Origin of the sequence: Romboutsia sp. BSD2780061687b_171204_C1, assembly GCF_015560225.1 — a bacterium.
In the GTDB taxonomy this organism is placed as follows: domain Bacteria; phylum Bacillota; class Clostridia; order Peptostreptococcales; family Peptostreptococcaceae; genus Romboutsia_C; species Romboutsia_C hominis.
On the sequence record NZ_JADMRK010000002.1, the window covers coordinates 104,124 to 119,101 of the forward strand.

18 protein-coding genes are annotated in these 14,978 nt (G+C 26.3%); all 18 read right to left on the reverse strand.

What is annotated here, in order from left to right:
• Positions 1-78: 78 nt before the first annotated feature.
• The 18 genes from aroF to I2H23_RS05510 all read right to left on the reverse strand — a co-directional run bounded on the left by aroF (position 79) and on the right by I2H23_RS05510 (position 14,910).
• Positions 79-864, reverse strand: coding sequence for a 3-deoxy-7-phosphoheptulonate synthase (gene aroF, locus I2H23_RS05425; RefSeq protein WP_092924944.1), 786 nt, complete (start codon positions 862-864; stop codon positions 79-81).
• A complete protein-coding gene (gene folK, locus I2H23_RS05430; RefSeq protein ID WP_092924942.1) occupies positions 845-1,351 on the reverse strand; it encodes a 2-amino-4-hydroxy-6-hydroxymethyldihydropteridine diphosphokinase in 507 nt (168 codons plus the stop codon). The genes aroF and folK overlap by 20 nt, the downstream gene beginning before the upstream one ends.
• Positions 1,344-1,709: a dihydroneopterin aldolase gene (gene folB, locus I2H23_RS05435; protein ID WP_092924940.1), complete on the reverse strand. Its 366-nt coding sequence runs from the start codon at positions 1,707-1,709 to the stop codon at positions 1,344-1,346. Before folB ends, folK begins: the two co-directional genes overlap by 8 nt.
• Positions 1,710-1,717: 8 nt before the next feature.
• Positions 1,718-2,509: a dihydropteroate synthase gene (folP, locus tag I2H23_RS05440; protein WP_092924938.1), complete on the reverse strand. Its 792-nt coding sequence runs from the start codon at positions 2,507-2,509 to the stop codon at positions 1,718-1,720.
• 13 nt (positions 2,510-2,522) lie between these two features.
• Entirely contained in the window at positions 2,523-3,095 is a 573-nt protein-coding gene (gene folE, locus I2H23_RS05445) for a GTP cyclohydrolase I FolE (protein WP_092924936.1), read from the reverse strand.
• A 17-nt stretch (positions 3,096-3,112) separates the two neighbouring features.
• Positions 3,113-3,814, reverse strand: a complete 702-nt coding sequence (locus I2H23_RS05450) for a hypothetical protein (RefSeq protein ID WP_092924934.1) — start codon at positions 3,812-3,814, stop codon at positions 3,113-3,115.
• A gap of 16 nt (positions 3,815-3,830) precedes the next feature.
• On the reverse strand, positions 3,831-4,586 hold the full coding sequence (locus I2H23_RS05455) for an aminotransferase class IV (RefSeq protein ID WP_195581249.1): 756 nt from the start codon (positions 4,584-4,586) through the stop codon (positions 3,831-3,833).
• The gene (gene pabB / locus I2H23_RS05460) at positions 4,576-5,925 is read right to left on the reverse strand and encodes an aminodeoxychorismate synthase component I (RefSeq protein WP_092924930.1); all 1,350 of its coding nucleotides are present in this window, start codon (positions 5,923-5,925) and stop codon (positions 4,576-4,578) included. Before pabB ends, I2H23_RS05455 begins: the two co-directional genes overlap by 11 nt.
• Complete coding sequence (locus I2H23_RS05465; RefSeq protein WP_092924928.1) at positions 5,925-6,509, reverse strand: anthranilate synthase component II; 585 nt, start codon at positions 6,507-6,509, stop codon at positions 5,925-5,927. The genes pabB and I2H23_RS05465 overlap by 1 nt, the downstream gene beginning before the upstream one ends.
• A 156-nt stretch (positions 6,510-6,665) precedes the next feature.
• Positions 6,666-6,989, reverse strand: a complete 324-nt coding sequence (locus I2H23_RS05470; protein ID WP_092924926.1) for a hypothetical protein — start codon at positions 6,987-6,989, stop codon at positions 6,666-6,668.
• 173 nt (positions 6,990-7,162) lie between these two features.
• Positions 7,163-7,855, reverse strand: a complete 693-nt coding sequence (locus I2H23_RS05475; protein ID WP_092924924.1) for a polysaccharide deacetylase family protein — start codon at positions 7,853-7,855, stop codon at positions 7,163-7,165.
• 24 nt (positions 7,856-7,879) lie between these two features.
• Complete coding sequence (locus I2H23_RS05480; RefSeq protein WP_092924922.1) at positions 7,880-8,845, reverse strand: CAP-associated domain-containing protein; 966 nt, start codon at positions 8,843-8,845, stop codon at positions 7,880-7,882.
• 120 nt (positions 8,846-8,965) lie between these two features.
• Positions 8,966-9,751: an MORN repeat-containing protein gene (locus tag I2H23_RS05485; RefSeq protein ID WP_092924920.1), complete on the reverse strand. Its 786-nt coding sequence runs from the start codon at positions 9,749-9,751 to the stop codon at positions 8,966-8,968.
• A 286-nt stretch (positions 9,752-10,037) separates the two neighbouring features.
• Positions 10,038-10,904, reverse strand: a complete 867-nt coding sequence (locus I2H23_RS05490) for a YitT family protein (RefSeq protein WP_092924918.1) — start codon at positions 10,902-10,904, stop codon at positions 10,038-10,040.
• Positions 10,905-11,283: 379 nt separating this feature from the next.
• On the reverse strand, positions 11,284-11,973 hold the full coding sequence (locus I2H23_RS05495; RefSeq protein ID WP_092924916.1) for an LrgB family protein: 690 nt from the start codon (positions 11,971-11,973) through the stop codon (positions 11,284-11,286).
• A gap of 2 nt (positions 11,974-11,975) precedes the next feature.
• Entirely contained in the window at positions 11,976-12,338 is a 363-nt protein-coding gene (locus I2H23_RS05500) for a CidA/LrgA family protein (protein ID WP_092924914.1), read from the reverse strand.
• Between the two features lie 103 nt (positions 12,339-12,441).
• On the reverse strand, positions 12,442-13,407 hold the full coding sequence (locus I2H23_RS05505) for a WG repeat-containing protein (RefSeq protein WP_195581251.1): 966 nt from the start codon (positions 13,405-13,407) through the stop codon (positions 12,442-12,444).
• Positions 13,408-13,521: 114 nt separating this feature from the next.
• Entirely contained in the window at positions 13,522-14,910 is a 1,389-nt protein-coding gene (locus I2H23_RS05510) for a tetratricopeptide repeat protein (RefSeq protein WP_195581252.1), read from the reverse strand.
• Between the last annotated feature and the right edge of the window lie 68 nt (positions 14,911-14,978).

Genomic DNA, 14,978 nt, shown 5'->3' on the forward strand with positions numbered 1-14,978 from the left:
TTAATATAAATACCCTTATTTTTTAATATTAATTAAATTAATTTTAGCAAAATAAAAAAGAGGTAATTACCTCTTTTTTTATAAATTAATTGAATTCATTAAATCTTCAAATTCATTAAAGTGAAGTGACTGCATACCATCTGATAATGCATTTATAGGATCTGGGTGAACTTCTACCATTATACCATCAGCACCTGCTGCAAGAGATGCTATAGACATTGGTTTTACTAAATATCTTACTCCAGTTGCATGAGATGGATCAACTACAATAGGAAGACCTGTCTCCTTTTGTATTATAGGTACAGCTGCTAAATCTAATGTATTTCTAGTATAATCATTATATGTTCTAATTCCTCTTTCACACATGATTATTTTTTGATTTCCACCTATGGCAATATATTCTGCTGCTCCTATCCACTCACTTATAGTAGATGATAAACCTCTTTTTAACATAACAGGCTTATCTTGTTTACCTACTTCAGTAAGTAAACTAAAATTTTGCATGTTTCTAGATCCAATTTGAATTATATCAGCTACTTCATATAGTTTATCTAATTCTCTTGCATCCATAAGTTCAGTTATAACAGGCATTCCTGTTTCTTTCTTAACTGCTTTTAATATTTCTAATCCTTCTTCTTTTAATCCTTGGAATGAATTAGGAGATGTTCTAGGCTTATATGCTCCTCCTCTTAAAATATTTGCTCCTTTTAATTTAACAAATTTAGCTGTTTCTAAGAGTTGTTCATAACTTTCAATAGCACAAGGTCCTGCCATTACAAGCTTATTTTCCTTTACTATTAGCTTAGAGTTTTTATCCGTATTTATCTCAATCCTTATGTTGTCATCAAACAAATTTTTCTTCATCGCCTACGTACTCCTTTACTTGTTCTCTCTCCTCACAAGTTAGCGAATTTAAGTATTCCTCTATAGTTTTATTTTTAATTTTTAATTTTTTATTTAAATCCATAAGAGGGATAAGCACAAATGCTCTCTCACTTATTCTTGGATGAGGTATGTATAAATTTTCATCCTTCAATATTATATCATTGAAAAATAATATATCAATATCTATAGTTCTTGGTCCCCATCTTATAATTCTTTCTCTATTTAACTTTTGTTCTACCTCATGACAAAACTCAAGCAAGTCATATTCATTTAAACTTGTTTCTATTTCTAAGCACATATTTAAAAAATCTGCTTGGTCAGTATATCCCCAAGCCTTTGTTTCATATATCTTAGATTTTTTTAAAACTTTTATTTTACTGTTATTTTGTATTAATTCACAAGCAGAGTCTAAGTAATTAAGTCTATCCCCCATATTTGTTCCAAGACCCAGATATACTTTATTCATCTTTATTTCTCCTTATTTCAACGCCGAAATAGTCATATATTCCATTTACTGGAGCCTCTGGCTTTTTAACTCTAACCATTATGCCTTTAACTAAATCAAACTTCTCAAGTACTTCTTTAGCTATATTTTCTGCTACTGCTTCGATTAAATTAAATCTCTTATTTTCTACAATTTCTTTTACTACAACATATACATCAGCATAACTTACTGATTCATTCATATTATCACTTATTCCTGCTTTTTTTGTGTCTACATTTAATTCTATATCAATAAAAAACTTTTGACCTAATACACTTTCTTCCTTTAAAACACCATGATATCCATAAAAACCTAGGTTATTCATTAATATTTTATCCAATTTAATACCTACTTTCTATATATAGCATCAGCCATTTTTGCTGCCATTAAATTTTCCTTAACATCATGCACTCTTACTATAGAGATACCATCTCTAATACCTAAAACTGTAGTTGCTATAGTTCCTTCTAATCTTTCTTTTGGCTCTACATTTAATACATGTCCTATTACTGACTTTCTAGATGTTCCTAAAAGGATAGGATACCCTAATGAATTTAATTCATCAAGTCTTCTTAATACTTCTAAATTTTGTTCAACATTCTTTCCAAATCCAATACCTGGATCTAGTACTATTTTTTCTTTTTTTATGCCTGCATTAAGTCCTATTTCTATACTTTCTAATAAGGATTTTTTCATTTCTTCTATAATATCACCATCATAATTAGTACCATCTTGGTTATGCATTATACAAACGTGTGCATCATATTTTGCAATAGTACTTGCCATATCTTTATCCTTTTTTAGTCCCCATATATCATTTATCATTTCAACACCTAATTTTAAAGCTTCATCGGCAACCTTAGCTTTATATGTGTCTACTGATATGGGAACATTTACTTCTTTTTTTAATTCCTTTATAACTGGAATGATTCTTTTTATTTCTTCGTCAGCTTCAACATATTTATGACCTGGTCTTGTTGATTCTCCACCTAAGTCTATTATATCTACACCTTCTCTTACCATTTCTTTAGCACGATTTATAGCTTTATCTATATTATTAAAGTCACCGCCATCAGAAAAACTATCTGGTGTAACATTTAATATTCCCATTATATAAGTTCTCTTTGAGTAATCAAACATTTTTAATCTCCTATTACTTCATAGTTATTAAGCTCATAGCTTCTGCTCTAGCCGCTATGTCTTTTTCAAATATACCTCTTACTGCTGATGTTATAGTTTTTGAACCTGGTTTTTTAACACCTCTCATAGTCATACACATATGTTCAGCTTCAACAACAACTATAACTCCATAAGGTTCTAATTCTTGCATTATTATATCCGCTATTCCCTTAGTTATTCTTTCTTGTAATTGTGGTCTTTTAGCGAATGTTTCAACTACCCTTGCCAATTTTGAAAGACCTGTTAATTTACCGTCTTTAGGTATATATGCTATATGAGCCTTTCCAAAGAAAGGAACTATATGGTGTTCACAGCATGAATAAAAAGGTATATCTCTAACTAACACTAATTCTTCATGACTTTCATCTTGGAAAATTACTTTTAAATGCTCACTTGGGTCTTGATGAAGACCTGCAAATATTTCTTCATACATTCTAGCTACTCTATCTGGAGTTCCTATTAGCCCTTCTCTATTTGGATCTTCTCCTATAGCTTCTAATATGTCTCTTACAGCTTTTCTTATTTTATCTTTATCTACCTTGCTCATTGGTTTAGCCCCCTTGATTAGTAAGTTATTTTTATGTTTTTGCTTACTTTTATATTATTAAATGCGTAATTATACACATTTAGTAAGTCTTCATATTTTTTTGTTTTTAGCGTTTGTTCAACTAAATTATATAGATTTATATCTTCTTTTTTTAGTGTACTAAGTAGTTTTTTATCTTTAGGTACCCACTTATTGTTTATAGTAAAATACCCAACTATTATATCTTTTAAATATAAATTCGTCAAAAACTCAAATTCAAAAAAATCTATTTTACTATTATTATTTATTCTATCTAGATTACCTTTTATTTGAGATTTTAAAAACTCTTTTTCGCTTTGTGAAAGTTTTTTAGGCCCTTCGCTTAGCTTTTTTTTACATATGCTTATTAAGTCTTTTGCTTCATCATTTAAATCGTATAATATTTTTGGATTTGACATTTCTTTTAAGAAAAAATACTCTCTTGAATCTATTAACTTATAAATACCTTCTTTTGAAAAAATATTTATATCAAATTCTAAGTTATCTATAGTTTTTATAATTCTAGTTTGAGTATTCCCCTTACTAACTATTACAAATATATCAAAATCATTTATAATCATACTACTATTTTCTATATCTATACTCTTAGAAGAACCTACTAAAAATACACTTTCTGTATTTTCATAACTTATAATTTTTTCTATTTCTTTAGTATATATGTCATAAACCCTATTTCCCATTTATTTCTCCTAATTTCTATTTATATATTTTATCTTTATATGCTTTTGTTATTTTATCAAATAATTCATTTCTATTATTGAATTTGATACCTTCTATCTCAATAACTTTCATGATTTCCATTATGCTATTTGTTATAAATACAAAGTCAAATTCTTTAATTTCATCTATGTTTATATTAGTTTCTACTAGTTGTATATTCAATTCGCCACAAATTTCTATAATCCTTCTTTTTACAGTTCCACTAAGTATAGGAAATTTATCACTTATAGTAAATATCTGTTTATCTTTAATGAAAAATATATTGCTCATAGAACATTCTAGTATGTTATCTTCTGCATCTAAAAATATACCATCATCATATCCATTTTCAGTAGCATAATTTTTAGTATATATATTTTCAAAGTAATTAGTAGTTTTATGTCTATGTATTATACTATCTCCTCTTCTTATAGGGGATATATTTAATCTAAATCCAACTTCATACATTTCTTTGTTATATAGTATATTTCTAACCGATATATTATATCCTTCATCGAATACTGTTAATCTTAAGGCTTTATTTTCAATATTATTCTCTTTAATATATTTTAATATTTCTTCTTTGTAAAATTCTTTATCATTATTAATTAAAATGTTTAACTCACTAAGTGAGTTAAACATTCTATCTATATGTATATCTATATCTATTGGGCTTTTATCTACTTTTATAGTTTCAAAAACCCCTATTCCAAATTTAGCTAAACTGCTAGAAAAATTCACATTATTCTTCATAATAGCCTCTTAATGCTTTCATTATAGATTTTGCTTTATCTAATGTTTCTTGGTATTCATCTTCTGGATTTGAATCCCAAGTCATACCTCCTCCAACTTGGAAGTATACTTTCTTATCTTGTTTTATAATAGTTCTTATTGCTATATTTAAATCCATATCACCATTAAAACCTATATAACCTATAGAACCTGTATATATATTTCTTTGAGTAGGTTCTAATTCATCTATAATTTCCATAGCTCGAATTTTAGGTGCTCCTGTTATAGATCCTCCAGGGAATGTTGCTTTTATAACATCCACACAACTTCTGTTATCATCTAGCTCTCCAACTACTGTTGAAACTAAATGATTTACATTTGCATATGGTTCTATTATAAATAATTCAGGTACCTTTACCGTTCCTATTTTAGATATTCTTCCTATATCATTTCTTTCTAAATCTACTATCATAAGCAGCTCTGCTCTATCTTTTTCACTATTTCTAAGTTCTTCTTGTAATCTTAAATCTTCCTCTTTTGTTGTTCCTCTTGGTCTAGTTCCCTTTATAGGTCTAGTTTCAACTTTTTTATCTATACATTTTATAAATCTTTCTGGAGAGTTAGATAATACATTAGTATCTTCAAAGTTTAAAAAAGCTCCAAATGGTGCTGGACTTATATTTCTTAAATCTCTGTAAAGTTCATAACTAGAAAGTGTAGTTTCTCCTTCAAACCTTTGAGTAAGATTTGCTTGGTATATATCACCTTGTTTTATGTAATCTTGTACTTTTCTAACTGAATTCATAAATTCTTCTTTAGTAAAGTTTGATTTAAGTTTTATAGGATTAACTTCTATTTTTTCATAACATATAGTGTCTATTCCCTTTTTAGTAGCTTCACCAATTCTTTTTTCTATATCAAGGGCTATTTTTCCCTCTTCCTTTTCATTTAAATTTGGTGTGGCTATATATGTCTTTTCTTCTAAGTGATCTATGACTATAACCCAATTGTATAAGCCAAAATATAAATCATAAACATTTGTATCATCTTTTGCAGTCCTAGGCAATTTTTCCATATAATTTCCTAAATCATAAGATAAATATCCAACTGCTCCGCCAATAAAAGGAAGGTGTGTATTATTTTCAACTTTATATTTATTTAATTCTTCTTGTAGATTATCTAGTGGGTTATTCTCTGTATTTTTGTATTTAATAATCTTAAATGGGTTACTACTTATAAATGAATATCTACCTAGTTTATTAGGGTCCATTGCACTATCTAATATAAAACTATTACTATCATCTTTAAATATAGTAAATATTTCAAATGAGTTTAATTTAGTATCTATTAATTTTATCATTATGCTTGTCCCCCTAATCTAGCTTCGTTTATAAAGTTCTTAAGTATGTCATGCCCTTGTTCTGATAAAATAGCTTCTGGGTGAAACTGTACCCCTTCTATTAGATATTTTTTATGTCTAATTCCCATTATCTCATTTTCATTTGTGATTGCAGTTACTTCTAGTTCTTCTGGAAGATTTTTTGTATCAACTACTAAAGAATGATATCTAGTTACATTTAAAGGATTATTAAGACCTTTAAATACTCCTTTATTTGCGTGGTTTATGCTATGTACTTTTCCATGTACTGGCTTTATAGCTTTTATAACATTAGCACCAAATGCATATCCTATAGTTTGATGACCTAAACAAATACCTAGTATTGGCTTTTTACCTTTAAAATAATTTACAACATCAATACATACTCCTGCTTCATTTGGTGAACATGGTCCTGGTGATAAAACTATAATCTCTGGATTTATTCTTTCTATTTCTTCTATCGTTACTTCATCATTTCTTTTAATTATGATTTCTTCACCTAGTTCACCTATATATTGTACTAAGTTATATACAAAAGAATCATAATTATCAATCATAAGAATCATATCTATTGCCCTCCCCTAAATACTACTTTTTATTATGTTTATTCTCTTTAAGTATCTCCTATATACAATATTAATTATATATTTTTATAGAAATCTATGTCAATATAGTCATCTTTGGTCTAATTTTTTATATTTATTTATATAAAAAAAGAGAAGCTATAAACTTCTCTTTACTACTTTATATCCACTATTATAATATTTTTCTTTTTTACCTTTTTGTTTTCTAGCCTCTATTAATTCTTTAATATGATTTATATAATCATCGTCATCTGAAATTCTAACAAGACTAGATAAATAATATACATCTGTGCTTTTAGGTATTTTTTTATTTATAACCAAATCTATTGCCGTTTTTGCTGCTTCAAAATGTTTCAAATGTGTGTGACCTTCTTGAAAATCCTTTTTAGTATTATATACAACATATCCTTCTTTTACTTGAAATATTATAAAACCTTTTTTTTCATATATTTTATTATACATATATTAAATCAATCCTTTTCAAGATAGTCTTTAATATATGTATATTATCTCTTTAGTCAATTGTTTCGTTTTTTTATTATTTTTACATTATTTTTAAATTATTTTTTAGATATATCTTAATAGTAAAGTGTATATATTATAAATTATTGCTATATATTATTATTTCATATATATTAGCTATTTTCTATCATTTCTGATACAGTTACAAATTTATATCCTTTTTCTATCATCTTAGGTATTAGTATATCTAGAGCTTCTACAGTGTTATTAGTTGCGTAATCATGTAGTAATACTATATCTCCATTTTTTACATTGTTTATTATTGTATCTGCTATTTTATATGCTTTAGGATTTTGCCAATCTCTTGCGTCAACAGTTGTCCAAAGTACTATTTTATATTTATATTTACTTGCTATTTGACCTAAAGTTTTTTGATTATAACTTCCGTATGGTGGCCTAAATAAAGTAGGCTTTACCCCTACAACCTCTTTAATTATTTTTTCACATTTTACTATTTCATCTTCTAATTGTTGTTGACTTAAATTACTTATATCTGGATGATTAAATGTATGATTTCCAATCTCATGTCCTTCTTCTTTAGCTCTAATAATAGGCTTTGGATACCAATTAACATGTTTTCCTGCTACAAAGAATGTTGCTTTAACATTATATTTTTTTAATACATCTAACACTTCATTGGTTTCTTTTGGATGTGGACCGTCATCAAAAGTAAGCGCTATTAATTTTTTATCTCTTGAACCATTTTTTATAAATACTTTATCATTACAACTTACTGGATTTTTTAAACTAGCAATTAGCATTATACTTATTGCTATTGTCATAACTTTTATTATGCTATGCTTCATATTATGTCTTCCTTTCAGATTATATTATCTATAAAAGTTTTGAGTGTAATAAATATTATAATCTCCTCCAAATTCAACTCCTACTCCTATACTATTATAATTACCTAAAATATTTTTTCTATGTCCTTTAGAATTCATTAATGCTTCATGAGCATGTATTGCACTAGTTTGACCTGCTGCAATATTTTCTCCTGCACTTATATATTTAATACCTTCTTCATTCATCCTATCAAAAGGTGTTTCATTTTCTTTATTAATATGATCAAAGTAGTTTTTATCTACCATATCTAAGCTATGTTTTTTTGAACTTGTAGTAGCCATTTCACTGTATTTTAACTTATTTAATCCATTTTTTGCTCTCACGCTATTAGTTAAATCTATAACTTGCATTTCAAAACTCTTTTTTAATTTTTCGCTTGGGCTTGCATATATAGATTTCGTATCACTTTCATTTTTAGAATCTATAACTTGATATGAACATATTTTATATTCATCATGTATATCATAAAAGAATGTTATATATTTATTATTTATCTCTATTATGTCATATTGACCTTCTGAATTAATAATATATTTAATATTTCCTTTTTTCTTATATTCTATAGGTGTATACAACTTCCTTACATCATCTCTTTTATCACCTATATTTATATTTTCTGTTTCACATGAATTTAATGAATTACTATATATTCCTTTGACAACTTCATCTTCAATACCTACCATAAAAAAATTATTATAATCATTATTATATATATACCAATTAAATCCATATTCACTTTCATCTATTCTATCTGGTTGACCAAATAGCGATAATAATTTTTCTTTACGCTCTCCAATTTTTATATTATAAATGTCTTTTGTATTACTAATATTTATAGACTTATTATTAACATTATTATTTGCATCTATCTCTTTTTTGCTATTATCTATATTTAAATTAAAAAGTAATAAGCTGGTTATTACTCCTCCTATTAATAATATACTTTTCAATGTATCACTCTCCCATACAGTTTATATTAGGATGATAGACATCTTTAAAATTATCATACATAATATATACTATATGTGATAATTTTAATAAAAAAATAACCTAGCGTTAAATAACGCAGGTTATTTTATATAAGAAAATATTTCATCCAGTGTTCTATTACATATTGATGGTTTATCAAATTTCCAAGTGCCTTCATATACCAATTCATCATCTATATAAAATATTCCAACACCATGCTTTTTCCCATGTGCAAATTCACCTTCATATCTTTTTCCATTTGGCCATATATAGGTTCCTTTACCATGAGCTAAATTATTTTTCCATTCTCCTTTATATATAAGTTCTTTTTCATGATCATAGCACTCGCCAATACCCTCCATTTTATTGTATTTAAACTCTCCAAAATATATACATCCATCACTCCATGTATATACTCCTACACCATGTCTTTTCCCACTACACCACTCACCTATATATTCATTACCATTACTATATACCATTTTTCCTATTCCGCTCATTAAATCTTCTTTAAACTCACCTATATACATATTTCCATTTGTAAATATGCATTCTCCATTTCCATCTTTCATATTATCTTTAAACTCACCACTATATTCTATTCCTTCTAAAAATGTGTATATTCCTTTTCCACTCATCTTGCCATCTATAACTGTTCCTATATATACATCTCCATTTGAAAAATTGTATACTTTACTAGCTGGTCTTCTTTGTTTTATATCACTTTCAATTGTATTCTCTTCTTCTATTGCTTTAACTTCTTCTTCAGTAGCAACTTCTTTTTTCTTTGTCTTTAACTTTTGTATAAATTTAACTTCTCTTTTTATATTATTTATAAACTTTACATACTGATTATATATATCAAAATATTCATTAGATAAACTCATATTATGTTTCTCCTATCAAATCTAAATTTATTATAGTCTAAACTTATTATATATTATAAATTATATACTTTTCTATATATTTTTAAATATAATAGATTTACATGAAATAAGATATGTTAATAAATTTATGTCATTAAAAAAGGATATATCTATTTGATATACCCTTTTTTATAACTAATTTGTGCCATTCTAATTCACCAAATCCAAATACGTTTATATATTTAACTGTAGAGTTAAGTATATTTAATCAATCTCATCTATATTTTAGTTATATTTATTTTTAATTTTATAAGTACTTTTCTTTAAATCCTCTACCCTTAACCTCACTTACATCATTTACAGATATAAATGATTTTTTATCGTATTTTAAAGCAATTTCCTTTATTTTAGGTATCTCATTTGATGATACTATACAATATATAAGTTTTTTCTTCTCATGAGTATATGCACCTTCAGCTTCTAAGAAAGTTACACCTCTATGAAGTTCACTCATTATCTCTTTTGCTATACTATTGCTTTCTCTAGATACAACCATAACTGACTTTTGATAATTCATAGCATCTTTCACAAAATTCATACAGTATGCACTTATAAACATACCTATTAATGTGTATAATGCTAAATCCATTCCAAATAATACTCCACCTATAGATACTATTAGTATATTTATAGATAGTGTTGTATCTTTCATGGGAATATTTTTCTTAAATTTCAATATTGCAGCTAATATATCTGTACCACCTTGTGATGATTTTGTTCTAAATACAATACCACTTCCAATTCCTGATAATATCCCTCCATAAACACTTTGAAGTAATACATCATTTATAGGTATATATTGAGCTATATCTTGAGTTATACCTAGTAAAAAAGAAAATATCATCATGTTTATTAAACTAGATATACAAAATTCTTTTTCTAAGTATATAAACCCTAATATAAATATAGGTATATTTATTAAAAATGTTAAAAGACCTATGTTTATTCCAGTTAAGTAATTTATAGCTGTAGAGGCACCTGGTACTCCCCCACTTAATAGATGCGCTGGTCTTAAAAAACCATTGACACCTATACATGCTACAAGCATTCCACCTATTACCACTAAATATCTTAAAAAAGCATTATCTTCTAAAGTGGTGTTAACTTTGCTCATTTTGTTCTCCCTTCAATTCGACCTAAACAAATCACCTAATAAATCAATAGGTAATTTAAATTATGCTTCTCTTTATTCATTGCACATGATATATTATATTATTTTTTTTTAATATGTCTAGTTAATTTTTTTTACCTATTTTACTTTTTTTTAACTTTTGAATAATTATAAAATTATTTAGCAATAAAAGATTTAAACGAATAATTTCTTGCATAATATATAAATACTGAACAATTTAATTCACAATAAAAGGCAAGAAACATATTTTGTTCCTTGCCTTTTATTGTGTAATATATACTTTTAATTTGAAAATATTTTATTTTAACCTTCATTTTTTGATATTTTAGTATATATATTTTCATTTATAAGAAAAAACTTTTTATATCATATTGATTATTATAGGTATTAATATGACTGTAATTATCCCAGATATACCTATAGATAATCCACTCATAGCACCTTCTATTTCTCCTAATTCTAAAGCCTTTGATGTTCCAAGTGCATGTGCTGATGTTCCAAGTGCTATTCCTTTTGCTACAGGATGTTTTATTCTTCCAAGCTTAAATACAAGCTCTGCCATTATAGCACCAAGTATACCTGTAAATATTATTGCCACTACAGTTATAGACTCTATACCATTTATAGTATTAGTAAGAGATAATCCCATAGGTGTCGTTATAGATTTAGGTATTAAAGAATTTATTATACTAATATCTGCATCTGTAAAACCAGCTATTATCTTTATAGAAATAAATGATACTACTACACCTGTAGTTATACCTACTAATATTTCTAGTATATGTTTTTTAAATAAGTCAAATTGCTTATATAATGGTACTGCTAATATAACCGTTACAGGACCTAAAAAGTAATTTATACTATCTGCACCTTTTTTATAACTTTCATATGGTATCTTAGTTATATTTAAAAATAATATAATTCCAACTATTGCAATTAAAAGTGGATTCATTAAAGCACTTTTAGTTTTCCTTTGTATATAAAGTCCTATGTTAAAAAATATTATAGTTATTACTATCCCAAATATAGGTGTGTTTAAAACATTATACATGACTAATTCTCCTTAACTTTATTTTTAATCATCTTTTCTACTACTATTCCAGTTATGTACATAACTAAAATAGTACTAAAAAATATAGTTATTAGTAATACAAATACATTTTTTTCAATAAGACCTAACGATCTTATAAGTGAAACCCCTGCCGGTATGAAAAATAAAGCCATATTATCTAGCAATAGATTACCTATATCTTCAAGCTTGTCCACTTTTATTATATTGGCTTTTAAAAGTATAAATAGTAATATCATACCAACTATACTACCCGGTACAATTACTATATTTTGTATGAATGAGCTTATGTACTCACCTAAAGCCCATACACCTAGTATTAATACTAATTGATTAAATAATTTCATTTTTGCCTCCTTTAATTCTGACTAAATCTTTAATGAAATTGTAAAGGGAGTTACAATACTCCCCCCGTATAATACTTTATCATATTTTTAGATATTTTCAAATTTATAGTAGTAATTTTCCATACTTATCTATATAATTGTTATTTTTTCCATTTATTATTTCAGAGTATCCATCTTTAAAATCAGATAGAGATTCATATATTGGAAGTATCTCTATCTCACCACTTTTATTTATAAATCCCCATTTCCCACATTTATTATTATTTATTCCTCTTATAAGTGAGTTAGTATCTATATTAAACCTACCTAACCCTTCTTTAAAGCTACAAGCATAGTCAAATATAGCATCTATAACTACATCACCATTTTTGTTTATATATCCCCATTTTTCATTTATACATACAGCTGCTAATCCTTCGCTAAATGGCTTTGCTTTATCAAACTTAAAATCAATCTTTAATTTCCCATATTTATCTATATATCCCCATTTATTATTATTTCTAACAGCTGCTAATCCTTCACTAAAGTCTGTTGCTATTTCATATGTAGGTTTTATTATAAACTCCCCTTTTCTATTTATATAGCCATACTTATTTTTATATTCTACTAATGAAGTATTATCTTTAAATTGATTTGCATAAGTATATTTTGGAGCTATAATCACTTCTCCATTAGAGTTTATATACCCCCACCTCTTATTTATTTTTATATTAGCTAAACCTTCACTAAAATCACCCGCACATTCATATTTAAAATCTATGGCTAAATCTAAATTTTTATCTAAATATCCATATTTATTGTAGGCTTTGGCTCTAGATAATCCTTCATTAAAATCAGATATACTATCTATGTGTAAATAGACTTTAGTATTTCCTAATTTATCTATATACCCAAATATCCACCTATTGATTCCTCTTATTTTTTTTATATATGTAATGACACTATATCCATCTTTTAGTCGCTCTGATACATACTTGAATTTAGGCCTTACAATAACATTGCCTTCTTTATCTACAAATCCATATTTTCCATCCCTAAGTATCGGGAGAAAAAGCTCTTTATTATCCATACTTATCCTCCTCGCTAAAACTTAATATCCCCTTCTATAAGTTTATTTAAAGGTAGTATTATATATGATTGTGATTTGTAAGATAATAAAAAATAAAACTACCTATTGGTAGTTTTATTTTTCTTTTAATATATCATTAACTTTTGAATTGTTATACATACTATCTGGTACTTCATTTTTTAGCCCATAGAATGTGTTTTTTGCATCTTTTAAGTCACCCATTTTATAATAAAGCATTCCTAATTGGTAAAATGCATCATCATAATATTGATCATTCTTTGTATAAGTATTTATATATTTTTTATAATATTTTACAGCTTCATCATCATTACCTATCTTTTCATTTAATAATGCTAACTGGTATACAGCTTCTGATATATATTTCTTACTTTTTCCTTGAGATACAATATATTCGAAGTTTTTTATAGCCTCTTTATAATTTTTATCCTTAGACTCATCAACTGCTTTATTATATAAAGTTTCCTCATCAGAAACTATAACTTGTGTATCTTCTTTTTTATTTTCGCTTTTTGCATTATCTAATTCTTTTTCTTTCTCTTTTATTTCTTGTTCTTTTTCATTTAGTTTTTTATCAGCTTTATCTAGTTCTTGCTCGTGATTACTTAATTTCTCATTTAATTTATCAATTTTATTTTTGCTATACATATGATATGCACCTAATGCCAAAAGTAAACATACTCCAAATATTAAAAATGGCTTACTATTCTTAGACTTTTTCTTAGGCTTAATATCTTCTTTTTTCTCTTCTTTATCTTCCTTCTTATTTTCAAACAAAGGATTATCTTTATCTACTTCTCTTAATCTACTTAGATAATGTTCTCTCTTTTTAACGTTACCTATCTTATCATATATTAAAGAAAGTATTATATATGGCTCTATTAAATCTGGGTCATCATCTATCATATTTTCAAGTATATGTATTGATTCTTGATTCATCTCCTCATTAATAAATCTTATAGAGTGATTATATCTACCTAAGAATACTTTAAATTCATCAGATGATAACATATCTACATACTTTCTAGATAGTTCATTGTTACCATAACACATAGCAGTGTAAAAACTTTCAAAAGCCTTAGCAAAATCACATTTTAATAGAGTAAGTAATCCTTTTAAATTAAGTATATCTACATCTTTTGGATTTATCTCTATAGCTTTTTCTATTAATTCATAAGCACTAGTTAAATATCCCTTTAAAGATAAATCAAGTGCATTATTATACCTTTTATATGATTCTAACTTTAATTCTTTTGAAGTATCTTCTGAATTACTCTTTAGTGTATTTTGTAAGTTTAATATTGTTTCTTCTTTATAGTTATTAGTTACATAACTTTGCTTTAATGCCTTTAATGTCTCATTCGTTTCTTCTTCATCTATATTAAAAAATGTCAAATCACTTTTGTTATCTTCAACTAAAGATATATCTAAAATTTTTCTAGGCACTTGCTTTATATCTTTTTTGATAATTTTACCTAAAATCATATTCTCCTCCTAATTTAAATATATATTCTAAGATAACACATTTAACACTACAAGTCAAAGATATACAT

Bases quoted from the DNA above. Each gene is read 5' to 3' on its own strand.
- aroF (WP_092924944.1), bottom strand. From the start codon at position 864: ATGAAGAAAAATTTGTTTGATGACAACATAAGGATTGAGATAAATACG.
- folK (WP_092924942.1), bottom strand. From the start codon at position 1,351: ATGAATAAAGTATATCTGGGTCTTGGAACAAATATGGGGGATAGACTT.
- folP (WP_092924938.1), bottom strand. From the start codon at position 2,509: ATGTTTGATTACTCAAAGAGAACTTATATAATGGGAATATTAAATGTT.
- folE (WP_092924936.1), bottom strand. From the start codon at position 3,095: ATGAGCAAGGTAGATAAAGATAAAATAAGAAAAGCTGTAAGAGACATA.
- I2H23_RS05450 (WP_092924934.1), bottom strand. From the start codon at position 3,814: ATGGGAAATAGGGTTTATGACATATATACTAAAGAAATAGAAAAAATT.
- I2H23_RS05455 (WP_195581249.1), bottom strand. From the start codon at position 4,586: ATGAAGAATAATGTGAATTTTTCTAGCAGTTTAGCTAAATTTGGAATA.
- pabB (WP_092924930.1), bottom strand. From the start codon at position 5,925: ATGATAAAATTAATAGATACTAAATTAAACTCATTTGAAATATTTACT.
- I2H23_RS05465 (WP_092924928.1), bottom strand. From the start codon at position 6,509: ATGATTCTTATGATTGATAATTATGATTCTTTTGTATATAACTTAGTA.
- I2H23_RS05470 (WP_092924926.1), bottom strand. From the start codon at position 6,989: ATGTATAATAAAATATATGAAAAAAAAGGTTTTATAATATTTCAAGTA.
- I2H23_RS05475 (WP_092924924.1), bottom strand. From the start codon at position 7,855: ATGAAGCATAGCATAATAAAAGTTATGACAATAGCAATAAGTATAATG.
- I2H23_RS05485 (WP_092924920.1), bottom strand. From the start codon at position 9,751: ATGAGTTTATCTAATGAATATTTTGATATATATAATCAGTATGTAAAG.
- I2H23_RS05490 (WP_092924918.1), bottom strand. From the start codon at position 10,904: ATGAGCAAAGTTAACACCACTTTAGAAGATAATGCTTTTTTAAGATAT.
- I2H23_RS05495 (WP_092924916.1), bottom strand. From the start codon at position 11,973: ATGTATAATGTTTTAAACACACCTATATTTGGGATAGTAATAACTATA.
- I2H23_RS05500 (WP_092924914.1), bottom strand. From the start codon at position 12,338: ATGAAATTATTTAATCAATTAGTATTAATACTAGGTGTATGGGCTTTA.
- I2H23_RS05505 (WP_195581251.1), bottom strand. From the start codon at position 13,407: ATGGATAATAAAGAGCTTTTTCTCCCGATACTTAGGGATGGAAAATAT.
- I2H23_RS05510 (WP_195581252.1), bottom strand. From the start codon at position 14,910: ATGATTTTAGGTAAAATTATCAAAAAAGATATAAAGCAAGTGCCTAGA.